Genomic DNA, 23,382 nt, shown 5'->3' with positions numbered 1-23,382 from the left:
CTCTTACCCCTTCATCATATTGACGTCTTCAACCGCGATGGTGCCGCGGTTGCGGAAGAAGCAGACCAGAATGGCCAGCCCGATCGCCGCCTCGGCCGCCGCCACGGTCAGAACGAACAGCGTAAACACCTGCCCGACCAGATCGCCGAGGAAGCTGGAGAACGCCACGAGGTTGATATTCACCGCCAGAAGCATCAACTCGATGCTCATCAGCAGGATGATGACGTTCTTACGGTTCAGGAAGAGACCGAAGATGCCGATGACGAACAGCGTCGCCGCGACCGTAAGATAGTGTTCAAGTCCGATCATCGTCTCAAAGTCCCTGCCCCGGTTTCACGTCCTTCAACTCCATCGCCTTGGCCGGGTCGCGCATCATCTGGCCGACGATGTCCTGACGCTTGATGTCCTGACGGTGGCGCAGCGTCAGCACGATAGCGCCGATCATGGCCACCAGCAGGATCAGGCCTGCCAGTTGGAACAGAAGGAAGTATTGATCGTAAAGAATGACACCGAGCGCCTCGGTGTTGTGGCGGTCCGTCGGGACCGGCTGTGCCAAATTGGCCGCCGCACCCTGAGCGCTGTCCCAGGCACCGAAGGCCATGACAAACTGCATCAAGATGACCAGACCGATCAACAAGGCCAGAGGCATATAGCGCGCCATCTCGGCCTTCAGCTCGGCAAAGTCCACGTCCAGCATCATCACAACGAACAGGAACAGCACCGCGACCGCGCCGACATATACGATGATCAGCAGCATCGCCACGAACTCAGCCCCCAGCAGCACGAACAGCCCCGCCGAGGACAGGAAAGACAGGATCAGCCACAGCACCGAATGCACAGGCTGGCGGCTGATCACCGTGAAAAGCCCGCCGGTGATGGCGCTGATAGCAAACAGATAGAAGGCAAAGACGGTCATTGATCCTCATCCTCGTTATCGCCCATGACCTCTTGCGCCAAATCCAGCGCGCGGGTCATGGCCGGGATGCCGGCAAAGACCGACATCTGACCGATCGTTTCCACGATCTCTTGTTTCTTGGCACCAGCCTCAAGCGCATGACGCACAGTCTGACGTACAGCCGAATCCGCATGCGCGCCCTGACAGGTCAGCCCGGCCAGCGTCAGCAGAAGGCGGGTTTTGGCATCCAGCCCGTCCTTGTTGACGGTGTTGCCAAACATCATCTCCATGACCTCTTTCGGCATGGTCGGCCACAGCGCCTCAAACCCTTTGGGCGAGAAACTCTCCATCGCCGGGTTCATCGCCTTGGCCATGTCCTGAGCCTGCTTCATCATCAGCTCGAACGGATTAGTCGGGCTGTCACTCATCGGTACGGCGCATCCATTTCCAGATTGCGGGCGATCTCGGCCTCCCAACGTTCACCGTTGTCGAGCAGTTTTTCTTTGTCGTAGAACAGCTCTTCCCGGGTTTCCGTGGCGAATTCGAAGTTCGGGCCTTCGACGATTGCATCGACCGGGCAGGCCTCTTGGCAGAAGCCGCAATAGATGCACTTGGTCATGTCGATGTCATAGCGTGTCGTGCGGCGGCTGCCGTCCTCGCGCGGTTCGGCATCGATGGTGATGGCTTGCGCCGGACAGATCGCTTCACACAGTTTGCAGGCGATGCAGCGTTCCTCGCCATTCGGATAACGGCGCAGGGCATGCTCACCGCGGAAACGTGGGGACAGAGGGCCCTTTTCATGCGGGTAATTCAGGGTGGCCTTGGGGGCGAAGAAGTACTTCAGCCCCAGTTTCATACCGACCCAGAAATCCTGCAGCAGGAAATACTTGGCAGCGCGGGTGTAGTCGATGTTTGTCATATCAGCCTCCTACGCTCCAACGGGCGAATGCACCCCAGAACCAGTCGAATTTCGCCGCAAAAGCCACGAAGACCACCCAAGCCAGTGAGAACGGCAGGAACACTTTCCAGCCCAGCCGCATCAGCTGGTCATAGCGGTAGCGGGGCGTGATGGCCTTGACCATCGCGAAGATGAAGAAGAAGAACGCCATCTTGGCGACCATCCACAACACGCCGTCCGGAAGACCCGGGATCGGGGACAGCCAGCCGCCGAAGAACAGCAGCGAAGTCAGCGCGCACATCAGGAAGATGGCGATGTACTCTCCCGCCATGAACAGCAGGAAGGGCGTGGCCGAGTATTCGACCTGATAGCCGGCAACCAGTTCCGATTCCGCCTCGGGCAGGTCGAAGGGCGGGCGGTTGGTTTCGGCCAGCGCCGAGATAAAGAACAGGAACACCATCGGGAAATGCGGCAGCCAGTACCAGCTGAAGAAGCCGAACGAGCCATCCTGCGCCCGAACGATATCACCGAAATTCATCGAACCGGTCGAAATGATGATGCCGATAATTATCAGGCCGATCGAGACCTCATAGGAGATCATCTGCGCGGCGGACCGCAGCGAGCCCAGGAACGGGTACTTTGAGTTCGACGCCCAACCGCCCATGATCACGCCATAAACTTCCAGCGAAGACACGGCGAAGACGTAGAGGATGGCGACGTTGATATCCGACAGAACCCAGCCATCGTTGAACGGGATCACGGCCCAGGCGATCATTGCCAGAACGAAGGACGTCAGCGGCGCAAGGATGAAAACCGTGCGGTCAGCGCCTGCCGGGATCACGACCTCTTTCACCACATATTTCAGCGCATCCGCCACCGATTGCAGAAGGCCATAGACGCCGACCACGTTGGGGCCGCGGCGCATCTGGACAGCAGCCCAGATCTTGCGGTCGCCGTAGACAAGGAACAACAGCGAAATCATCACAAAGGCAACGACTGCAAGCACTTGCGCCAGAATGATGATGGCTATTCCGCCTGGGGTGTTAAAGAAATCAGCCATTGGTCCTCACACCGTGGGTATTCCGTTTTCCGCGAACGATGCAAAGGCCACGTGCCTGCGCAAACTGCGGCTGGGTCGGCGCGTTGGTGTAAACAGCATCCGCCGCCCATGCGCCACCCTTAATCTTGGGTTTCACACACAAATCAGGCGCAGCATACTGCCACCCGGCAGTCGCGTTTGCCCGCGATATGAAACAGCTCTGGTTCATTCCGCCGCGATCTTCTCGGCCTTGCGTGCCTGCGCCTGCGCCGACAGTTCGGCCATCAGCTGCGAGGCCCGCGCAATCGGGTTGGTCAGGTAGAAATCCTTGACCGCGTTGCGGAAGGTCGCCGTGCCCAACGGGCCGGCATCCAGCGGCTGAACTTCATTTTCGACCACCTGATCGATCTGGGCCAGGTGCGGAACCGCTTCGACAAGCGCGGTGCGCAGTTGCGCCAGCGAGTCGTAGGGCAAAGTTGCGCCCAACTCAGCCGACAAGGCCCGCAGGATCGCCCAGTTCTCTTTCGCCTCACCGGGCGCGAACCCGGCGCGCATGGCCAGTTGCGGGCGGCCTTCGGTGTTCACGAACAGGCCGTTTTCCTCGGTATAAGCGGCACCCGGCAGGATCACGTCGGCGCGATGCGCGCCGCGATCACCATGGCTGCCCTGATAGATCACGAAGGCGCCCTCACCGATCTCGACCTCGTCCGCGCCGAGGTTGTAGATCACGTCCGCCGCTGAAACGGCATCCATGCCACTTTCGTTGGTCGCATCCACGTCCATCGCACCTACGCGCGAGGCGGCAGTATGCAGAACGATCAGGCCGCTTTCCGTGTTTGCAGCAATGGTTTGTGCGGCGGCCAGAACGGCGGCGCCGTCCGCCTCTTGCAACGCACCTTGGCCAACAATGACCAGCGAGCGTTTGCCCTTGATCGTATCGTCGCCACCCATGTCCACGACCTTTTGCAGCGCCGTGCGGTCATCACCCACATGGTGATACTCATAGGTCAGGTCCACAGCGGGACCTACCAGTGCAACCTCGGCCCCGTGCGCCCAGGCCCTGCGGATCCGGGCGTTCAGAACCGGCGCCTCGTCACGCGGGTTTGTGCCGATCAGCAGAATGCGTTCGGCAGCGTCAATATCCTCGATCGCCGCAGTCCCGGCATAGGCCGCACGATTGCCCGCAGGCAGTTTGGCCCCGTCGGTGCGGCATTCAACAACACCACCCTGCCCTTCGATCATCTGTTTCAGAGCAAACGCAGCCTCGACCGGAGCCAGATCACCGACGATCCCAGCCGGTTTCTCGGCCCCTTTCAGCGCCTCGGCGGCCTTGGTCAGCGCCTCAGACCATGAGGCCGGGCGCAGCTTGCCGTTCTCGCGCACATAAGGCTTGTCCAGACGCTGACGGCGCAGGCCGTCCCAGACGAAGCGGGTTTTATCGCTGATCCATTCCTCGTTCACCGCGTCATGGTTGCGCGGCAGAAAGCGCATGACTTCACGGCCCTTGGTATCCACGCGGATGTTCGAACCCAATGCATCCATAACGTCGATGCTCTCGGTCTTGGTCAGCTCCCACGGCCGCGCAGTGAAGGCATAGGGCTTCGACGTCAGCGCCCCGACCGGGCACAGATCGATGATGTTGCCCTGCAGGTTCGAATTCAGCGTCTGGTTCAGGTACGACGTGATCTCGGCATCCTCACCACGTCCGGTCTGGCCCATCTGGGTGATCCCGGCGACTTCGGTGGTGAAGCGTACGCAGCGGGTACAACTGATGCAGCGCGTCATCGCGGTGCCGACCAGCGGTCCAAGATCCAGATCATCCACCGCCCGCTTGGCTTCCTTGAAGCGCGTGCCCGACAGACCATAAGCCATCGCCTGATCCTGCAGGTCGCACTCGCCACCCTGATCGCAGATCGGGCAATCCAGCGGGTGGTTGATCAGCAGGAACTCCATTACGCCTTCACGGGCCTTCTTGACCATGGGCGAGTTGGTCTTGACTACCGGCGGCTGTCCTTCCGGCCCCGGGCGCAGATCGCGCACCTGCATCGCGCAGGAGGCAGCCGGTTTCGGCGGGCCGCCAACAACCTCGACCAGACACATCCGGCAGTTTCCGGCAATCGACAGGCGCTCATGATAGCAGAAGCGCGGCACTTCGACTCCGGCCTGTTCACAGGCCTGGATCAGTGTCATCGCACCATCGACTTCGATATCCTGCCCGTCGATATTGATCTTGCGGAGGTCAGACATTCTCTAGTTCGCCCTCAAATACACGCCAATGGCGCTGTTTCTTTCGATTTCCGTCTGCCCCAGTGAGCAGAAGGACTTGGGGTTGTCATAAGACACACCGTTCTGGGCCAGATACGCCTCGCCCTTGGCGCGCATCCGGTCCTTTTCGGAATCCGAGTCCACATAGGCGCGGATTTCCTGATCCGAGTACCCCAGTTTGTTCGCTTTGGATCGCAATCCCCACATCACTCCGATCGCCTTCATCCGGCGCCCGCTGATCGACGGGCAGTATTCCGAAATCTCGTTTGCGATGGCGATGTAGTAGAGTTCGTTGTCGATCTTTTTGACATCCCTCAAAGGCGGCTTGGCCTCTGCCATTATCGGGAAGGTTAACACTGAAATCAGGGCAACTGCCTTCGCGCCGGGCATGACCCTTCCGTTCGGTTTGGAAGGTCCACAACGAAGTTTTCTCCGGGCGCTATGCAATAGCTGCCCGGTCAATCCGCCGCGATATGCAAAACCCTGCTTCATGGTCTCTGGCAGGTTCCTGCAAATGTCAGTTTGTCATCCGCGATCCGCAGATTCTGGGGTTCCGTATCAGGTCCGACTTTCCAGGCGATTCTGGACGATCCGAAGTTCTGAATACAGAACTTGGTACCTTCATAACGGCCGGCTTCGAGCGCGCCGTCCAACGACGCGGAAACACCTTTCACGGTCACGGTGAACTCGGCCGGCATGGCCTTTTTGTTTACCGCTTTCGCCTTGGCCCGGAAGGATTTGCCATCGAACGTGACCCGGTCATCCGGAGGTTTGACGAGGCCGCATGCCGTCACAAGCGACAAAGCCGCAACCGCCACTGTCAGCATCGATGCAGCCCTTGGCTTGCGGGTCGTATTTTCGCGCGCACCTGTCGACATCAGAACGCCGCCACCAATGCCATGAGACCGGTAAGGAACATGCAGGCCCATGCCACGACGTACAGCACGGAACGCAAACCGCTGTTGGGTTTGCCGACGCCGCGAATATGGACGAACAACATGACCAGTCTGGCAACCAAAGCCACCGATGCAAAAAGGTTGACCCAGAACGGGCTGACACCCATCAATATTGCGGCCACTGTAACAGCCAGAAACGCAGGCAGCGTCTCGGTACCATTCAGATAGGCCCGGTTCAGGCGGTAAGCCTTGTCCGAATAATCCTGATCCGGTGTCGCCCCCGGAGCCAGCCCTTTTCCCTGTTTGGCCAGCGCGGTGAACGGTGACAGAAACAGAACAACCAGGGTGAAAATCACCAATGCGGCGATTGCGTGGGAATATTCGGCATAGATTTCCATTGAGTTCACTCCGCAGCCATCGCACCCATGCGGCCCGATTTCTGAGCCTTGATGCGATCCTCGATTTCTTCACGGAAGTTGCGGATCAGGCCCTGGATCGGCCAGGCCGCCGCGTCGCCAAGGGCGCAGATCGTGTGACCTTCGACCTGTTTGGTCACGTCGAACAGCATATCGATCTCTTCCAGTTCCGCCTCGCCTCGGACCAGGCGGTCCATGACGCGCATCATCCAGCCGGTACCTTCGCGGCAGGGCGTGCACTGACCGCAGCTTTCGTGCTTGTAAAACTTTGACAGACGCCAGATCGCCTTGATGATGTCGGTGGACTTGTCCATCACGATCACGGCCGCCGTGCCCAGGCCAGATCCCAGATCGTTGCGCAGGTGATCGAAATCCATGATCGCATCGCGCATGTTCTCACCGCGCACACAGGGAACGGACGAACCGCCCGGGATAACCGCCAGAAGATTGTTCCAGCCGCCGCGAATGCCGCCGCAATGGGAGTCGATCAACTGTTCGAACGGGATCGACATGGCCTCTTCAACCACGCAGGGGTTGTTCACATGGCCAGAGATCGCAAACAGCTTGGTGCCCGCGTTGTTCTGGCGGCCGAAGCCCGCGAACCAGTCGGCCCCACGGCGCAGTATCGTCGGCACCACAGCAATCGATTCCACGTTGTTCACCGTGGTCGGACAGCCGTAAAGACCCGCACCTGCCGGGAACGGAGGTTTCATCCGCGGCATACCCTTCTTGCCCTCAAGGCTTTCGATCAGGGCGGTTTCTTCACCGCAGATATAGGCCCCGGCACCGTGATGCAGGAACAGGTCGAAATCCCAGCCCGAACCAGCGGCGTTCTTTCCCAGCAAGCCAGCGTCATAGGCTTCGTCAATCGCGGCCTGCAGCGCCTCACGCTCGCGGATATATTCGCCACGCAGGTAGATGTAGCAGGTGTGCGCGTTCATTGCGAAGGACGCGATCAGGCAGCCTTCGATCAGCGTATGCGGATCGTGGCGCATGATCTCGCGGTCCTTGCATGTGCCGGGCTCGGATTCATCTGCGTTCACAACCAGATAGGCCGGGCGTCCATCGCTTTCCTTTGGCATGAACGACCATTTCAGACCGGTCGGAAAGCCCGCACCACCACGACCACGCAGGCCCGAGTCCTTCATGGTCTGGATGATCCAGTCGCGCCCCTTCTCGATCAGGCCAGCGGTGCCGTCCCAATGCCCCCGGGCTTGCGCGCCTTTCAGCGTGCGCTCATGCATCCCGTAGATGTTGGTAAAGATCCTGTCCTGATCCTTCAGCATCATTCGTTACCTTCAGCTTTCCTGACGCATGCGCCAGAGTTGAAAAATGTTCACGCCCGCATAGATGAATGCCGCCAACGCAGCAAAGTCAAACAGCAGCGCGTGTCGCGCCGTCAATCCCAACGCGGGGCCGACAAACAAGTTCATGGCAAGCCAAATCGTCATCGTCACTGCGATGACGATACCGATATGTCGGCCCTTTCGGGCTATGGCCTGTTCTTTGTCCTTGTCCATCACACATTGATGCCCCGGATGGGCACCGGCTATCACTCTTCGTATGTGCCGTCTTTCTTGGCACGTTTCGCAAACTCGGTTTCTTCACCAGCCGCCAGCTTGCCCGCCTGCTCGATCCAGCCATCCCGTTCGATCCGGCCCTTGAACTTCAAACGCGCGTCGACCCAAGCCACCTGATCAGGCGTCCAGGCGGCGATCTGGTCAAAGTGGTAGAATCCCAGCTCGTTCAGCGTTTGCTCCAGCTTCGGCCCAACGCCTTTCAGCAGCTTGAGATCATCTGCCTTGCCATCCCGCGCAGCCGATAGCGTTTCAGGCGCATTTTCCTTGGCCTTCGCCTCAGCCGCTTGTTTCACTGCAGGCTTAGCCGGCGCAGGTGCTTTGGGAGGGTTCGGAGCCGCCTTGGTCGCAGCAGCCTTGCCATCCTTGCCCAGCCAGGGCGTCAGGATCGGCACTTCGGTTCCGTCGATCCGCTTGACTGTATCACCCAGATCCGTCGCCAATGCGACGCTGGCGTTATACTGCGTTCTGCCACTGTCATACTCGGTCAGGCTGGTCAGCCCTATCAGGGGTTCCGCCGCATAGCGCCCGTTCTGCGGACCCGGTGTCGGCACTTTGCCCGCCGCCAGATCGTCAATGATCTGGCCAAAGCTCTCGGCGGTCAGATCCTCATAGTAATCCTTGCCGATCTGCGCCATCGGAGCATTGGTGCAGGAGCCGAGGCATTCGACCTCTTCCCAGCTCAGCTTGCCATCGGCGGACAGTTTATGCGGCTTGGCGGCGATCTTTTCTTTGCAGACCGCAATCAGATCTTCGGCCCCGCAGATCATGCACGACGTCGTGCCGCAGACCTGAATGTGCGCAACTGATCCAACCGGTTGCAGCTGGAACATGAAGTAGAAAGACGCAACCTCAAGAACGCGGATATAGGCCATACCCAGCATGTCGGCGACGGATTCAATCGCCGGACGGCTCAGCCAGCCCTCTTGTTCCTGCGCACGCCACAGCAGCGGGATCACCGCGCTGGCCTGACGCCCCTCGGGGTATTTTGTGATCTGCGCTTCGGCCCATTGCTGGTTCGCAGCAGTGAAGGCAAAGCTTTCGGGTTGTTCGGGGTGAAGACGGCGAAGCATTAGCGGTCAATCTCTCCAAATACGACGTCCATAGTGCCAATGATGGCGGCGACGTCGGCCAGTTGATGGCCCTTGGCAACGTGGTCCATGGCTTGCAGGTGCAGATAACCCGGAGCGCGCAGCTTGGCGCGGTAGGGTTTGTTGGTGCCGTCGGCGACCAGATAAACGCCGAACTCACCCTTGGGGGCTTCGACTGCAGCGTAGACCTCACCGGCGGGGACGTGGAAACCTTCGGTATACAGTTTGAAGTGATGGATCAGACTCTCCATCGAGGTCTTCATGTCCGAGCGTTTCGGCGGGGTGATCTTGCCGCGCGCCAGAACATCGCCGGGGCAATCACGGATTTTCGAGATGGCCTGACGGATGATGTGTAGCGACTGGCGCATCTCTTCCATGCGGCAGAGATAACGGTCATAGCAGTCGCCGTTCTTGCCAACAGGGATCTGGAACTCGAACTCGTCGTAGCATTCATAGGGCTGCGCGCGGCGCAGGTCCCAAGCGAGGCCCGATCCGCGCACCATCACGCCCGAGAAACCGTATTTCTGGATGTCATCCTCGGTCACGACACCAATATCGGCGTTGCGCTGTTTGAAGATGCGGTTTTCGGTCAGCAGGCCGTCAATGTCATCGAGAACTGAGGGGAACTCATGGCTCCACGCTTCGATATCGTCCAGCAATTCCGGCGGCAGATCCTGATGTACACCGCCGGGGCGGAAATAGGCGGCGTGCAGGCGGGCGCCACAGGCACGCTCATAGAACACCATCAGCTTTTCGCGCTCTTCAAAGCCCCACAGCGGCGGGGTCAGCGCGCCAACATCCATCGCCTGCGTGGTCACGTTCAGCAGGTGGTTCAGGATGCGCCCGATCTCGGAATACAGAACCCGGATCAGCGAGCCGCGACGCGGCACTTCCACACCGGTCAGCTTTTCGATGGCCAGACACCAGGCGTGCTCCTGGTTCATCGGGGCCACATAGTCCAGACGGTCGAAATACGGCAAGTTCTGCAGATACGTCCGACTTTCCATCAGCTTTTCGGTGCCACGGTGTAGCAGGCCTATATGCGGATCGCAGCGTTCGACGATCTCGCCGTCGAGCTCAAGCACCAAACGCAAAACTCCGTGCGCCGCAGGGTGTTGCGGGCCGAAGTTGATGTTGAAGTTGCGGATCTTCTGTTCTCCGCTCAGCGCGTCCGTGCTGCCGTCATCGTATCTTGAGCCGTCCATCAACGCCCTCGTTTCTTCTTTTTCGCCTCAGCCCGGACCCGGACCTTTTCGGCTTCGGCCGCTTTCGCTGCAGCCCCCGCAAGCAAGACGCCCAAGGCGCCTAAAACGATCAGTTCGCCCATCATGTCAGCGTCGCTCCATCTCTTGCAGCTTCATGGCCATCATCCACAAAAGGACAATGACCACTGGCGAAATCACGCAAGCGAACGCCCAGTTCTTGTTGATCCCGAAATGCGGCAACAGCTTGGTCATCGGAATGACCGTTGCAACCACCACGATAATCCAGATCAAGAACTCCATGATTACGTCTCCTGTTTTTCGTCCCCTGGCAGAATGTAGTTCGCACCTTCCCATGGGGACATGAAATCGAATTGACGATATTCCTGAACCAGCGACACGGGTTCGTAGACCACGCGCTTCTGCGCCTCGTCGTACCGTACCTCGGTATAGCCGGTGGTCGGAAAATCCTTGCGCAGCGGATAGCCGCGGAAGCCATAGTCGGTCAGAATACGCCGCAGGTCCGGATGGCCCGAGAACAGGATGCCGAACATGTCGAACACCTCACGCTCGAACCAGTTGGCCGAGGGGTGAACGCCCACGATCGAGGGCACCATGTCTTCCTCGCGGATCGAGACCCGCAGGCGGATGCGCTGATTCTGGTACATCGACAGGAAGTGGTACACCACGTCGAAGCGCTTGGCCCGTTCCGGGTAGTCCACACCGGTGATGTCCACCAGCGTCGAAAACTTGCAGTTCGGATCGGACGTCAGGAATTCGACAAATTCCACAAGGTTCGACGGGGCCACATCAACGTTTAGCTCGCCGTGAGTTACGTCCCATGACAGGACGCAATCAGCCCGTTTCAGCTCTAACTGCATGCCGAGTTCCTTGAGTGCTTCGCTCATCAGCTCTCTCCTCAGCGTACGATGGTGCCGGTGCGGCGGATTTTGCGCTGCAACTGCATCAGCCCGTAAAGCAGCGCCTCAGCCGTCGGAGGGCAGCCGGGGACGTAGATGTCCACAGGAACAATCCGGTCACAGCCGCGAACGACAGAATAGGAATAGTGATAGTACCCACCGCCATTGGCGCAGGACCCCATCGAGATCACGTAACGCGGTTCCGGCATCTGGTCATACACCTTGCGCAGCGCCGGTGCCATCTTGTTGGTCAGCGTCCCCGCGACGATCATCACGTCGGACTGACGCGGAGAAGCGCGCGGAGCAATGCCAAACCGTTCGGCATCGTAGCGCGGCATCGAGGTGTGCATCATCTCAACCGCGCAGCAGGCCAGACCGAATGTCATCCAGTGCAGCGACCCGGTACGCGCCCAGTTGATGATGTCTTCGCTCGAGGTCAGCAGGAAGCCCTTGTCCTGCAACTCGGCATTGAGGGCCTGGGTGGCGACTTCCTTGTCGACGCCGGCGGTGTTTGCGCCCGTCATCACTCCCATTCCAGGGCCCCCTTCTTCCATTCATAGGCAAAGCCGATCGTCAGCACCGCCAGGAATACCATCATGGACCAGAAACCCACATCGCTGATGTCGCGGAAGCCCACGGCCCACGGAAACAGGAAGGCGATTTCCAGATCGAAGATGATGAAGAGAATCGAGACCAGATAGAATCGGACGTCGAATTTCATCCGCGCATCGTCGAAGGCATTGAAGCCACATTCATATGCGCTGACTTTTTCAGGATCAGGATTGCGAACAGCAAGCACCACAGCCGCAAGAATAAGGACGATTCCAAGGCCTACGGCGACGGCCAGAAACACCAGGATCGGGAGATACTCCCGCAACAGCTCTTCCACGAGTGGCTCCTTTCCTGCGCGTCCGGTCCCGGGCGCGCCGTCAATTGGCGTGTTGACTGGACATTCTCTATCCGTGCGGGGTCAGAGGGTCAACCAAGCACAGGCGGCGAATGCCGTATTAATCTGCATGCCTGACCCCGATACACCGCCCGGATTTCGCTTTATCCAACAAACGGGAACATGCTGCTAAACTTTACTATTCCATGCAGGTTTTCGTTTCTCGAAGAACGCACTGATTCCCTCTTGCGCCTCTTGTGTTTCCCACCTTTGGACCAGGGCGTTGATCGTGTGATCAATAACGGCATCGTCGATTTTCGGGCCCAACGCCTGAACAAGGCTTTTGGCGGACGCGACAGCCCCGGGCGCGCAGGACAGATAAGGTTCCACATGGGCTTCCACCGCGTCCTCCAGACCTTCGGCGGGCACAGTCTCAGCCAGCAGCCCAAGATCCACAGCCTCGCTCGCATCAAACAGGCGCGCGGACATGAAGACACGGCGCGCTCGCGCTTCGCCCATGCGAGCAACGACGTATGGCCCGATCGTTGCCGGGATCAGACCTAGGCGGGTTTCCGTCAGGCCCATCTTCAGGCTGTTCACACCGATCGCAATATCGCAGACGGCCGCCATGCCCACACCGCCCCCGAACGCGTTGCCCTGCAAGGCGCCAATCAACGGCTTGGGCAGGGTATTCAGGGCGTTCAGCATTTCGGCCAGCTTGCGTGCTTCGGTGAACCGTGTGGCGGGATCCGCTGCCATCTGGTCCTGCATCCAACCAAGGTCGCCCCCGGCGCAAAAGCTCTTTCCTGCCCCGGTCAGAACAACCAAGCGCACGTTTTCATCCTTGCCCAGCGCCGCTGCCGCGCTGGTCAGTTCCGCAATCATTTGCGCCGACATGGCGTTGTGCTTTTCGGGGCGGTTCAGGGTCAACCTGGCGACACCACGCTGATCAACTGCAATATCGATCGTTTCAAACATCGTTTTTCTCCTGTGGGTCTTCACGGATCGCAGCCGCCAACAAGGTCGCCGCCTCGGCCGGATCTGTCTGCGCTGTGTCGATCCTGACATCGGGATTTGGAAACGGGTCGTATCTGCGCCTCTCAACGGCCTGCCAGGTCGGCGGTGACCAATTGGGCAACTCGACTGTGCGATGTTCGACACGTTTTTGATGTTCGGTCTTGTCTGAGCACCAGAATTCCACATCAAGATGCCGCGCTTGGGCTTTCCCCGACACACCGCGCCAAGCGTCTCGCGTCAGGCTGATTGGGTTCAAACAGTCGGCTATCACGTCAAACCCCTGCTGCAAGGCACCAGTGGCAACGGCTTGTGCTGCGGCATAACCGCCATCTGCAAGATCATCGACCTTCATATGCGACGACTGCATGGCGGTTTCGATCTGATCAATCCAAAGCCACAACGCGCCTGTCCGCTCCGCAACCATTCGGGCAATTGTCGTTTTGCCAACACCCGGCAAACCGGACAGACACATCAAAACCGGCACTCAGGTGCCCCGCATCGAACGGGCCATCTCTGCCGCTTCCTGCAGGATCACGGCGTCCAGACCCGTGTCATAGCCCAACCGTTCAAGATGCGCCGCAACCGCCTCGGTCGCCACGTTCCCCGCCGCCCCCGGCGCGTATGGGCAGCCGCCCAAACCGCCGACCGCCGCATCGAAGACACGCACCCCAAGTGCCAGAGCGGCATCGATATTATCCATCGCCCGGCCATTCGTGTCATGAAAATGCCCCGCCAACCTTGTGACCGGCACCTGCTCGCGAACAGCAAGGATCATGCGCGCGATCTTGTCGGGCGTGCCCTGCCCGATGGTATCGCCCAATGAAATCTCATAGCAGCCGTGCGAAAACAGCACATCAGCCACTTCGGCGACTTTCTCCGGCGCTGTCGGTCCGTCATAGGGGCAGTCGGTCACGCAGGAAATATACCCGCGCACCGGCAAGTCGATATGGCGCGCTTCCTCCAGAATCGGCTCGAACCGCGCGATGGATTCCGCAATAGACGCATTAATGTTTGCCTTCGAAAACCCTTCGGATGCCGACGCGAATATGGCGATTTCGTCCGCATGTGCGGCAATAGCGTCCTCATAGCCGCGCATATTCGGCGTCAAGGCAGCGTAGCGAACGCCAGCCGCGCGGGTAATGCCTGCCAAAACCGCTGCACTGTCTGCCATTTGCGGCACCCATTTCGGCGACACAAAACTCGCAACTTCGATGCGATTGAAGCCGGCATCGCTCAGGCGATTCACCAGCGCCACTTTCTCGGCCACGGGGATCTGGCGCTGTTCATTCTGCAGACCGTCCCGGGGCCCGACCTCAAAGATTTCGACTCTGTCACCCATTCCTGCGCCTCTCCTGTGTTGTTCCGATCAACGGCTGAACCTGCCCCGACAATGGCATGCGATGCATCACAGGGATAGGCTACTCCTCTTCCAGCCGAACAAGCGCGGCACCGGCTTCGACCTGCGATCCGGGTGCGGCCAGAACTTCGGCAACGATGCCGTCACGTGCGGCCAGCAAGGCGTGCTCCATTTTCATCGCTTCCAGAATGGCCAAGCGGTCGCCCTCCGATACGGACTGACCAGCCTCGGCGAACACGGCCTTGACCAGACCGGGCATGGGCGCCTCGATCACGTTTGTGTTGCCGGATGCTGTCGTATCGCGATCCAGCGGATCGATTAGTTCAAACGCGTGGCCGTAATCGTCAAAAACCGTGATGACGGCTCCGTTGATGGCAACGCGAGGCATGGGCTGACCGTCCAGACGCCAGAGGCCATCGCGCCGCCGTGCCTCGATCTGTTTCTGGTTTACATACCACAGTTGCCGGTCACGCCCATCGACCTGCACGTCCAGATCGATGACATCGCCCCGGTGCTGCAGGTGGACCGCACGACGCAGCGGCTCCCACAGCGTGAAACCGGTCTCGTAATCCGTGTCGACAAGGCCCAGGGCCGCCATAGCGGCGGCCACGGAATGTCCGGCAGAGGGTTCTGTTTCCGAAGTCAGCCCCGGCAACTCCCGGCCAATCAACCCAGTATCCACATCACCTGCGGCAAATCCTGCATGCCGCGTCAGCGCGCCCAGAAATGCAAGGTTCGTCACCGTTCCAGCGACCTCGGTTTGCTGCAACGCACGGTGCAATTGCTCCAGCGCCGCCGATCGGGTTGGTCCATGCACGATGACCTTGGCAATCATCGGATCGTACCACGGGCTGATTATGTCACCGGCACGCACACCACTGTCGGCGCGGCAATCATCTGGAAACCGAAGATGAGAAAGCTGTCCGGTCGCGGGCAGAAACCCTTTTGGTACGTCTTCAGCGTAAAGCCGCGCCTCGAAGGCATGCCCGCTGATCGACAGATCTTCTTGACCGGCGGGCAGCTTTTCCCCGGACGCGACCCGCAATTGCCATTCGACCAGATCAACGCCAGTGATCGCTTCTGTCACGGGATGTTCAACCTGCAAACGTGTGTTCATTTCCATGAACCAGAACCGGTCCGGGCGCAGCCCCTCCGAGGCATCTACAATGAACTCAACGGTCCCTGCGCCCTTGTAGCCGATCGCTTCGGCGGCCCGGACACCTGCCTGCCCCATCGCCTCGCGCATCTCGGACGTCATCCCCGGCGCTGGCGCTTCCTCGATGACCTTCTGATGGCGCCGCTGTAACGAGCAGTCCCTTTCGAACAAATGCACGGCATGGGTTCCGTCGCCGAACACCTGCACCTCGATATGGCGGGGTTTGGCGACGAATTTCTCGACCAGAACCGCGTCATTGCCAAACGCCGTCCGCGCCTCGCTGCGCGCGCTGTCCAGCGCGGCGTCGAAGTCCTGCGGCTTTTCGACCAAGCGCATGCCTTTGCCGCCGCCACCGGCAACCGCTTTGATCAGAACCGGGTAGCCAATGGTATCCGCAGCCCCGGCAAGGTGTTCCGGGTCCTGGTTTTCGCCGTGATAGCCGGGAACAACCGGCACACCGGCCTCCTCCATCAGAACCTTCGCCGCATCCTTCAATCCCATCTTGCGGATCGCATCGGCGGACGGTCCTATGAACGTCAGACCGGCAGCTTCGACTGCATCCACGAAATCGGGGTTTTCGGACAGGAATCCATAGCCGGGATGGATCGCTTGCGCGCCGGTTTTTAACGCCGCCTCGATGATCACGTTCCCTTTGAGGTAGCTGTCCGCAGGGGCCGCGCCACCGATATGCACCGCCTCATCGGCCATCTGGACGTGCTTGGACCCGATATCGGCGTCCGAATAGACGGCAACGCAGGAAACCCCCAGCTTTTGCGCGGTTTCCATCACTCGACAGGCAATCTCACCCCGGTTGGCAATCAGAATTTTAGTGAACACAAGCCCAGTTCCTCTCTGAACAAAAATCCCTCGACGAAGGATTTCTTCCCAAGAATTTTCGCAGAAACTTCTCTGCCATCACATCCTGAACACGCCGAAGCGCGTCTCCTCGATCGGGGCATTCAACGCAGCGCTCAGCGAGAGGGCCAGCACTTCGCGGCTTTTGCGCGGGTCGATGATGCCGTCGTCCCACAACCGCGCCGAGGCATAGAGCGGATGCGACTGCTCCTCGAACATGTCCAGCGTGGGCCGCTTGAATTCCGCTTCTTCTTCAGCCGACCATGTGCCGCCCTGCCGTTCGATCCCGTCGCGCTTGACCGTGGCCAGAACACCCGCCGCCTGTTCGCCACCCATGACCGAGATGCGCGAGTTCGGCCAGGTCCAAAGGAAGCGTGGCTGGTAGGCGCGGCCCGCCATGCCATAGTTCCCGGCCCCGAACGAGCCACCGACAAGCATCGTAATCTTCGGAACCGAGGTCGTCGCCACTGCCGTCACCATCTTGGCCCCGTGCCGTGCGATGCCTTCGTTCTCGTATTTCCGCCCGACCATAAAGCCGGTGATGTTTTGCAGGAAAACCAGAGGGATTTTGCGTTGTGAACAGAGTTCAACGAAATGCGCGCCCTTCTGGGCTGCCTCTGAGAACAGCACCCCGTTATTGGCGATGATCCCGACGGGGCAGCCTTTGACATGGGCGAACCCAGTCACCAGCGTTTCCCCGAACCGCGGTTTGAACTCGTCAAAACGCGAGCCATCCACCAGCCGCGCGATTACCTCGCGAATGTCATAGGGCGTGCGCAGATCGGCGGGGACCACACCCAGAATCTCTTCAGGATCATAAGCGGGATCTTCCGGGTTCGCCCAATCCACGGTCTGCGGCTTGCGCAGGTTCAGCGATGCGACGGCCCGGCGCGCCAACGCCAGCGCATGGGCATCATCCTCGGCCAGATAGTCGGCTACGCCGGACAGGCGGGTATGAACGTCACCACCGCCCAGATCCTCGGAACTGACCACCTCGCCTGTTGCGGCCTTGACCAGAGGCGGTCCGGCCAGAAAGATCGTCCCCTGCTCTTTCACGATGATCGTCACGTCCGACATCGCAGGCACATAGGCGCCACCCGCCGTGCACGACCCCATGACCACCGCAATCTGAGGGATCCCCTTCGCGCTCATCCGCGCCTGATTGTAGAAGATGCGACCAAAGTGGTCGCGGTCGGGAAAGACCTCATCCTGATTGGGCAGGTTCGCGCCGCCACTGTCGACCAGATAGATGCAGGGCAAATGATTTTCCTCGGCGATCTCCTGCGCGCGAAGGTGTTTCTTGACCGTCATCGGGTAGTAGGTGCCGCCCTTCACGGTGGCGTCGTTACACACCACCATGACCTCGCGCCCCTGCACCCGGCCAATGCCCGCAATGGCCCCGGCAGACGGCGCGGCATCTCCGTACATCCCATGGGCCGCCGTTGCACCGATTTCAAGGAAAGGAGAGCCCGGATCGAGCAAGTTCGCCACCCGGCGGCGCGGCAGCATCTTACCCCGAGATTCATGCCGTGCACGGGACTTTTCACCGCCCCCCATACGGGCCGCTTCCGCAGCAGCGGAGATTTGTGCCAATGCCTCGAGATGAGCAGCGCGGTTTTGTTTGAAGCCCTCGGAGGTGGGCATGGCTTTGGATGTGAGTTTCATACCTTGACCTCTAATTTCAGCATTTGATTACTCAGCGGCATTGCAACAAGGAACACATAAATCAGAAAGGGAATGAATTTGGCGACGCCCGATGAAACGAAAGGTGCCATTGACGTTATACTGTCTGCTAGCACGTCTAGTATTCCCTGCGAAATTAGGAAGAAAATCGGGACAAACATCAAGATAAGTGAAACCAAGAAAAAGCTCAGCGCGTTACCAAGCCTAACTCTTAGAACGCTGTTACATTTCGCGCATTTACCTGCGGGCAAATGGCCTTCAACAATATCAACACTCCCCGCAAGCATCCAAGACACCCATAGAGGAAGCGGTTCACAACAATTCGGGCACTTTAGGCCAGCCAGTCGTCGAAAAAGCCCAATCAATTGTTTGTTTCCTCTGCAGCCAAGTGCTTCAACTCTTTCCGAATAACTTTTCCCGTCACGGTCATCGGCAGTTCCTTCAGAAACGCCACCTCGCGCGGATAGGAGTAATGCGCCAGACGGTCCTTGACCCAATCCTGCAACTCGGCCCCCGACGCCTCGGCGCCGGGTTTCAGCACGACATAAGCCTTGACGATCTCGGTCCGCAGCGCGTCAGGCTTGCCGACTACGCCCACGGTCGCCACCGCCGGATGGGTCAGCAGGCAGTCTTCGATCTCGGCGGGGCCAATGCGGTAGCCAGCCGAAGTGATCACGTCATCTTCGCGGCCGACAAAACGCAGGTATTCCCCGTCCCACACGCCGCGGTCGCCAGTGATCAGCCAATCGCCGCGAAACTTCTCGGTCGTGGCCTGGGGCCGGTTCCAGTACTCCAGCATCATTGAGGCCGACCCCCGCCTGATCGCTACGTCGCCTTCCTCGTCCGTCGGAACACCATACTCGTCAATCACCGCGACCTCATGCCCCGGCACCGGTTTGCCGATGCATCCGGGACGGACCGGATAGTCCTCGGCGCAGGAAGACACGACCATGTTGCATTCGGTCTGACCGTAGAATTCGTTGATGATCAGGCCAAACGCCTTTTCCCCCCAGGCCAGCATTTCCGCGCCCAAAGGCTCTCCTCCCGAGGCGACAGAGCGCAGGCCGGAAATGCTCTGATCCGCCGCTTTCAGCATCCGCAGCGCGGTCGGCGGGAAGAAGACGTTCCGTACTCCACCCCGCGAAATCAAGTCGGCGCACCCTTCGGGCGAAAACTTCTCAAGCCGCGCGGCAACCACCGGAATTCCCAATGCCAACCCCGGCATCAACACGTCGAACAGTCCGCCAATCCAGGCCCAGTCCGCAGGTGTCCAAAGGCAATCACCGTCCCGCAGATGATTGTGGCTTATCGACACGCCCGGCAGATGGCCGGTCAACACCCGATGCCCGTGCAAAGCCCCTTTCGGAGTCCCTGTTGTACCAGAGGTATAGATCAAAACCGCAGGGTTGTCGGGGCCCGTGTCGGCAAAAGGCACCGGATCACCTGGTTCTCCGATCTGGTGTGCCAGCAAAGGTTCGGCCAGATCGCCCAGCAGCGCGGCCCCTTCGGCGTCGGTCAGCACAATCCGCGCCCCGGAATCCCCGACTCGCGAAGACAGAGCATCGCGGCGGAACAGCTTGAACAGCGGCACTGAAATGGCCCCGATTTTCCAGATTGCCAGATGTGCCGCAGCGCACCAGACAGACTGCCCCAGCAACACACCAACCCTGTCCCCGGTCCGCACCCGGCGCAACAGCGCCCGCGCCAAACCGTCCGCCAGAGCGCTGAGTTGCCCGTATGTCACGGATGAGGTTTCTTCTCCGGTCAGATCCAGCAACGCCAATTTGTCCGGGGCCTGCGCCAAGCACTGCTGGGCCATGTTCAATTGCGCCGGACAATCCCAGCTGTGATCGGCGCGCAAACCCGGTATGACCTCAGTGGGACGCATGGGTTTTTTCCATTATTTTACTGCGCTTTACCGCCGCTACCTCATTTGGCATTCCGACACGGATTTGACTCAGATCAGAGTCCGCCAGCCTTTGATCCGGCACCACAGCCTTATCAACATAACCAAAGGCATGAATATGACCAAGAAACTCGCCGCTTTGACCTTGTCTACTGCACTGGTTGCGCTGGCCGCGCCAGCTTTTGCACAATCGCAAGGGGACTGGACCGTGGGTATCGGTGTTGGCTACCTCGACCCGAAATCCGACAATGGCACTCTGGCCACGCTGGATGCCGAAGTCGGGTCCAGCACCCGCCCGATCTTTACCGCCGAGTACTTCGTCCGCGACAATCTTGGTATCGAACTTCTGGCCGCGACCCCGTTCAGCCACACCATCGCACTGGGTGGCGTTGATGCCGCCAGCACCAAGCAACTGCCGCCGACCCTGTCCCTTAACTATCACTTCCCGACCAACAGCGCCTGGAAGCCCTATGTTGGTGCCGGTCTGAACTACACGATCTTCTTTGACGAAAAGTCCGCCTTGGGCGATCTCGACATCGACAATTCCCTTGGCGTCTCGCTGCAGGCCGGCCTGGACTACATGGTCACCGAACAAGGCTCGGTGCGGCTGAACGTGCGCTGGTTCGACATCGACTCGGACGTCACGCTGGATGGCGCCAAAATCGGCAAAGCCGAAATCGATCCGTGGCTGGTCGGTGTGTCCTACGTCCATCGCTTCTGATCCGTTCGCAATCCCGCCCCGCTGGTCCATTGGCCTGCGGGGCGAATTATCTCAGAGCATCTTGTTCATCATTTCGCGCCCGATCAGCATCCGACGGATTTCACTGGTCCCGGCACCAATCTCCATCAGCTTTGCATCCCGGAAGATGCGACTGACCGCAGCGTCGGACAGGAACCCGGCCCCGCCCATTGCCTGCACTGCCTGATGAGCCTGCGTCATGGCCTGCTCCGACGCATAGAGGCAGCAAGCCGCCGCGTCCTGACGGGTCACGTCGCCCCGGTCACAGGCCTTTGCGACCTCGTAGATATAAGCTCTGGCCGAGTTCATCGCGGTGTACATATCGGCGATCTTGCCCTGCATCAGCTGAAAGGTACCGATTGGTTTGCCAAACTGCTTGCGCTCGGCCAGATAAGGCATAACCTCATCCAGACAGGCCGCCATGATACCGGTTCCAATCCCCGCAAGAACGACGCGTTCGTAATCCAACCCGGACATCAGCACCGCAACGCCTTTGCCCTCCTCGCCCAGAACATTCTCGAAGGGCACTTCGACATCTTCGAAGATCAGTTCGGCCGTATTCGACCCGCGCATCCCCAGCTTGTCGAAATGGGGTGAGGTCGAAAACCCGGTCATCTCCTTTTCGATCAGAAAGGCGGTGATGCCCTTGGATCCTGCATCCGGATCAGTCTTGGCGTAGACAACCAGCGTATCGGCATCCGGGCCGTTGGTGATCCAGTATTTGTTGCCATTCAGCCGATAATGATCGTTCCGTTTCTCGGCCCGCAGCTTCATCGACACAACATCGGATCCGGCCGAAGGTTCGGACATCGCCAACGCGCCGACATGCTCACCGGAAATCAAACGTGGCAGGTATTTCTGTTTCTGTTCCGCGTTGCCGTTCAGCTTGATCTGGTTCACACACAGGTTCGAATGGGCGCCATAAGACAAAGACACCGAAGCGGACGCGCGAGCGATTTCCTCGACCGCGACCGTGTGCGCCAGATAGGACATTCCGGCTCCGCCGTATTCCTCGGGCACGGTAATGCCCAGCAGGCCCAGTTCCCCCATTTCCGTCCAAAGATCATTTGGAAACGCGTTCGAGGAATCGATCTCGGCGGCCATCGGTTTGACCCGCTCCTGCGCCCAGCGATGCACCATATCGCGCAGGGCATTCACATCTTCGCCCAGATCAAATTGCATTGTTGCGGTGAACATCCGGGGCCTCCCTTGCCGGTTTAATGAACAGTTGTTCAATAACGACATACCAGCTTGCATCCGGCCGGTCAACGTTACGGTTTCACGATCTGCCAAAACGAAAAAACCGCCGCCTGTTGGCAGGCGGCGGTTTGTTTGAGAAATCAAGCGTGCGCCGCAGGCGCACTCAATCGGATTGCGCCTGATAGACTGCACCGACTTCGGATCGGATAATCCGCGCAATGACGCGACAGTCTTCAAGCGAAAACGTCAAAGGCACCCGCATATCCATGATGCCGGCCAGGATACGGTCACTCGCTGGCATCCGGGTGCTTTCCGCATAGCGCCAGCTGTCATAGCGCGAGGTAAAACCGGCCGGTTCCGCCCCGCCAAACCACTTCAGTTCCACCCCTCGCGCGGCACAGCGAGCAATGACCTCTGCGATGCGGTCAGGGGGCCAGTCCAGCAGCAGAAACTGGATCGAAGACCCGACATAGGTCTCGGCCTCCGGGCGTTCGACAATCGTCAACCCGGGCGTTTGGCGCAAACCTGCCTCAACTTCTCTGTAACGTTCGTTCCAGCGCTGCACCTGACGGTCGAGATCCCGCAGTTGCGGGCGCAGAATCGCGGCCCGCAGATTATCCATGCGGCCAGAAACGTTAGGCGTGGTGTATTTGATGCGCTCGAAAACCTCCGGCCCCGGGGCGGCCAGATGCCGCTCATACAGCATGTAGGATCCCGACAGCATCGTGGCCTTGGCGGCCAGTTCCTCATTATCGGTGATCAGCAGCCCGCCTTCACCGGAATTGACATGCTTGTAGGTCTGACAGGAATAGCACCCGATGGCGCCCTGACGGCCCGACAATTGCCCCCGCCATGCCGCACCCATCGTGTGGGCGCAGTCCTCGATCACCGTGACACCGGCCGCATCACACATCTGCATCAGCCGGTCCATGTCGCACAGATGTCCGCGCATATGGCTTAGCATCAGAACGCGTGCCTGACCCAACTTTCCTTCCAGATCGTCCAGATCGATCGTCAGGCTTTCCGTCACCCCGACAAACACCGGGCGGGCACCGACCGAGGCGATTGACCCCGGCACCGGAGCCAGCGTGAAGGCATTCGTCAGAACCGGATCACCCGGCTGAACCCCGACGGCCCGTAAGGCGGTCGCCAGCGCATACCCCCCCGAGGACACGGCGAGACAGTATTTCGCGCCGGTCTGCGCGGCAAATTCCTGTTCCAGCAATGCAGTCTCGCCCAGTTCCCCGGGCACCACGTTATAGCGATGCAGCCGGCCGTGCCGGAGGACGGCTAACGCGGCTTCGATTGCGTCTTCGGGGATGGGTTCCTGCTGCGTGAAGCTGCCAGAGAATGTTTCGGTCATGTGCCAGTTCTGATCCTGCAA

27 protein-coding genes are annotated in these 23,382 nt (G+C 59.6%); 1 reads left to right on the top strand and 26 read right to left on the bottom strand.

Annotated elements, in window-relative coordinates; genetic code table 11:
- Positions 1–3: 3 nt before the first annotated feature.
- The 24 genes from nuoK to ACR3EQ_RS00720 form a co-directional block, all read right to left on the bottom strand.
- Positions 4–309: an NADH-quinone oxidoreductase subunit NuoK gene (gene nuoK, locus ACR3EQ_RS00835; RefSeq protein ID WP_005984024.1), complete on the bottom strand. Its 306-nt coding sequence runs from the start codon at positions 307–309 to the stop codon at positions 4–6.
- Positions 310–313: 4 nt separating this feature from the next.
- On the bottom strand, positions 314–916 hold the full coding sequence (locus tag ACR3EQ_RS00830; RefSeq protein ID WP_480489568.1) for an NADH-quinone oxidoreductase subunit J: 603 nt from the start codon (positions 914–916) through the stop codon (positions 314–316).
- Positions 913–1,323 (bottom strand): carboxymuconolactone decarboxylase family protein, encoded by a 411-nt coding sequence (locus ACR3EQ_RS00825; RefSeq protein WP_480489567.1) that lies wholly within the window; start codon positions 1,321–1,323, stop codon positions 913–915. Before ACR3EQ_RS00825 ends, ACR3EQ_RS00830 begins: the two co-directional genes overlap by 4 nt.
- Positions 1,320–1,814 (bottom strand): NADH-quinone oxidoreductase subunit NuoI, encoded by a 495-nt coding sequence (gene nuoI, locus ACR3EQ_RS00820; protein WP_480489566.1) that lies wholly within the window; start codon positions 1,812–1,814, stop codon positions 1,320–1,322. Before nuoI ends, ACR3EQ_RS00825 begins: the two co-directional genes overlap by 4 nt.
- Position 1,815: 1 nt before the next feature.
- Positions 1,816–2,853, bottom strand: coding sequence for an NADH-quinone oxidoreductase subunit NuoH (gene nuoH / locus ACR3EQ_RS00815; RefSeq protein ID WP_170615372.1), 1,038 nt, complete (start codon positions 2,851–2,853; stop codon positions 1,816–1,818).
- A 204-nt stretch (positions 2,854–3,057) separates the two neighbouring features.
- Complete coding sequence (gene nuoG / locus ACR3EQ_RS00810; protein ID WP_480489565.1) at positions 3,058–5,079, bottom strand: NADH-quinone oxidoreductase subunit NuoG; 2,022 nt, start codon at positions 5,077–5,079, stop codon at positions 3,058–3,060.
- A 3-nt stretch (positions 5,080–5,082) separates the two neighbouring features.
- Positions 5,083–5,487 (bottom strand): DUF5333 domain-containing protein, encoded by a 405-nt coding sequence (locus ACR3EQ_RS00805; protein WP_480489564.1) that lies wholly within the window; start codon positions 5,485–5,487, stop codon positions 5,083–5,085.
- Positions 5,488–5,585: 98 nt separating this feature from the next.
- The gene (locus ACR3EQ_RS00800) at positions 5,586–5,975 is read right to left on the bottom strand and encodes a hypothetical protein (protein WP_480489563.1); all 390 of its coding nucleotides are present in this window, start codon (positions 5,973–5,975) and stop codon (positions 5,586–5,588) included.
- Positions 5,975–6,391, bottom strand: coding sequence for an MAPEG family protein (locus ACR3EQ_RS00795; protein ID WP_170806545.1), 417 nt, complete (start codon positions 6,389–6,391; stop codon positions 5,975–5,977). The genes ACR3EQ_RS00800 and ACR3EQ_RS00795 overlap by 1 nt, the downstream gene beginning before the upstream one ends.
- A gap of 5 nt (positions 6,392–6,396) precedes the next feature.
- Positions 6,397–7,695, bottom strand: coding sequence for an NADH-quinone oxidoreductase subunit NuoF (gene nuoF, locus ACR3EQ_RS00790; RefSeq protein WP_480491724.1), 1,299 nt, complete (start codon positions 7,693–7,695; stop codon positions 6,397–6,399).
- A 12-nt stretch (positions 7,696–7,707) separates the two neighbouring features.
- Positions 7,708–7,929: a DUF5337 domain-containing protein gene (locus ACR3EQ_RS00785; RefSeq protein ID WP_170615364.1), complete on the bottom strand. Its 222-nt coding sequence runs from the start codon at positions 7,927–7,929 to the stop codon at positions 7,708–7,710.
- A 32-nt stretch (positions 7,930–7,961) separates the two neighbouring features.
- Positions 7,962–9,059 carry an NADH-quinone oxidoreductase subunit NuoE gene (gene nuoE, locus ACR3EQ_RS00780; protein WP_170615362.1) on the bottom strand — a complete coding sequence of 366 codons (1,098 nt, stop codon included), beginning with the start codon at positions 9,057–9,059 and terminating at the stop codon, positions 7,962–7,964.
- Positions 9,059–10,282: an NADH-quinone oxidoreductase subunit D gene (locus tag ACR3EQ_RS00775; RefSeq protein WP_170817060.1), complete on the bottom strand. Its 1,224-nt coding sequence runs from the start codon at positions 10,280–10,282 to the stop codon at positions 9,059–9,061. The genes nuoE and ACR3EQ_RS00775 overlap by 1 nt, the downstream gene beginning before the upstream one ends.
- The gene (locus ACR3EQ_RS00770; protein WP_475159136.1) at positions 10,282–10,407 is read right to left on the bottom strand and encodes a hypothetical protein; all 126 of its coding nucleotides are present in this window, start codon (positions 10,405–10,407) and stop codon (positions 10,282–10,284) included. Before ACR3EQ_RS00770 ends, ACR3EQ_RS00775 begins: the two co-directional genes overlap by 1 nt.
- Position 10,408: 1 nt before the next feature.
- A complete protein-coding gene (locus ACR3EQ_RS00765) occupies positions 10,409–10,582 on the bottom strand; it encodes a hypothetical protein (RefSeq protein WP_170615358.1) in 174 nt (57 codons plus the stop codon).
- 2 nt (positions 10,583–10,584) lie between these two features.
- Positions 10,585–11,187 (bottom strand): NADH-quinone oxidoreductase subunit C, encoded by a 603-nt coding sequence (locus tag ACR3EQ_RS00760; RefSeq protein WP_170817061.1) that lies wholly within the window; start codon positions 11,185–11,187, stop codon positions 10,585–10,587.
- Between the two features lie 11 nt (positions 11,188–11,198).
- Positions 11,199–11,732: a NuoB/complex I 20 kDa subunit family protein gene (locus tag ACR3EQ_RS00755; protein WP_170615354.1), complete on the bottom strand. Its 534-nt coding sequence runs from the start codon at positions 11,730–11,732 to the stop codon at positions 11,199–11,201.
- Entirely contained in the window at positions 11,723–12,088 is a 366-nt protein-coding gene (locus tag ACR3EQ_RS00750) for an NADH-quinone oxidoreductase subunit A (protein WP_170615352.1), read from the bottom strand. The genes ACR3EQ_RS00755 and ACR3EQ_RS00750 overlap by 10 nt, the downstream gene beginning before the upstream one ends.
- A gap of 186 nt (positions 12,089–12,274) precedes the next feature.
- Positions 12,275–13,063 carry a crotonase/enoyl-CoA hydratase family protein gene (locus ACR3EQ_RS00745; protein ID WP_170677832.1) on the bottom strand — a complete coding sequence of 263 codons (789 nt, stop codon included), beginning with the start codon at positions 13,061–13,063 and terminating at the stop codon, positions 12,275–12,277.
- The gene (locus ACR3EQ_RS00740) at positions 13,056–13,586 is read right to left on the bottom strand and encodes a P-loop nucleotide/nucleoside kinase family protein (RefSeq protein WP_480489562.1); all 531 of its coding nucleotides are present in this window, start codon (positions 13,584–13,586) and stop codon (positions 13,056–13,058) included. Before ACR3EQ_RS00740 ends, ACR3EQ_RS00745 begins: the two co-directional genes overlap by 8 nt.
- Positions 13,587–14,441 carry a hydroxymethylglutaryl-CoA lyase gene (locus ACR3EQ_RS00735; protein WP_170615346.1) on the bottom strand — a complete coding sequence of 285 codons (855 nt, stop codon included), beginning with the start codon at positions 14,439–14,441 and terminating at the stop codon, positions 13,587–13,589. It lies immediately after the preceding gene.
- Between the two features lie 79 nt (positions 14,442–14,520).
- On the bottom strand, positions 14,521–16,452 hold the full coding sequence (locus tag ACR3EQ_RS00730) for an acetyl-CoA carboxylase biotin carboxylase subunit (RefSeq protein ID WP_170619704.1): 1,932 nt from the start codon (positions 16,450–16,452) through the stop codon (positions 14,521–14,523).
- A gap of 78 nt (positions 16,453–16,530) precedes the next feature.
- Positions 16,531–18,135, bottom strand: a complete 1,605-nt coding sequence (locus tag ACR3EQ_RS00725) for a carboxyl transferase domain-containing protein (protein ID WP_170615342.1) — start codon at positions 18,133–18,135, stop codon at positions 16,531–16,533.
- 379 nt (positions 18,136–18,514) lie between these two features.
- The gene (locus ACR3EQ_RS00720) at positions 18,515–20,041 is read right to left on the bottom strand and encodes an AMP-binding protein (RefSeq protein ID WP_480489561.1); all 1,527 of its coding nucleotides are present in this window, start codon (positions 20,039–20,041) and stop codon (positions 18,515–18,517) included.
- Between the two features lie 136 nt (positions 20,042–20,177).
- On the opposite strand from ACR3EQ_RS00720, the gene ACR3EQ_RS00715 reads away from it, so the two are divergent.
- Complete coding sequence (locus tag ACR3EQ_RS00715; protein WP_170806557.1) at positions 20,178–20,780, top strand: OmpW family outer membrane protein; 603 nt, start codon at positions 20,178–20,180, stop codon at positions 20,778–20,780.
- Positions 20,781–20,831: 51 nt separating this feature from the next.
- On the opposite strand, the gene ACR3EQ_RS00710 is transcribed toward ACR3EQ_RS00715, so the two are convergent.
- The gene (locus ACR3EQ_RS00710) at positions 20,832–21,995 is read right to left on the bottom strand and encodes an isovaleryl-CoA dehydrogenase (RefSeq protein ID WP_170615336.1); all 1,164 of its coding nucleotides are present in this window, start codon (positions 21,993–21,995) and stop codon (positions 20,832–20,834) included.
- A gap of 166 nt (positions 21,996–22,161) precedes the next feature.
- Complete coding sequence (locus ACR3EQ_RS00705; RefSeq protein WP_480489560.1) at positions 22,162–23,361, bottom strand: DegT/DnrJ/EryC1/StrS family aminotransferase; 1,200 nt, start codon at positions 23,359–23,361, stop codon at positions 22,162–22,164.
- Positions 23,362–23,382: the final 21 nt, after the last annotated feature.

The sequence above is a fragment of the Ruegeria sp. AN11 genome (assembly GCF_056536005.1).
Note: the sequence above shows the minus strand (reverse complement) of the source record. Positions and strands in the feature narration are given on the sequence as shown.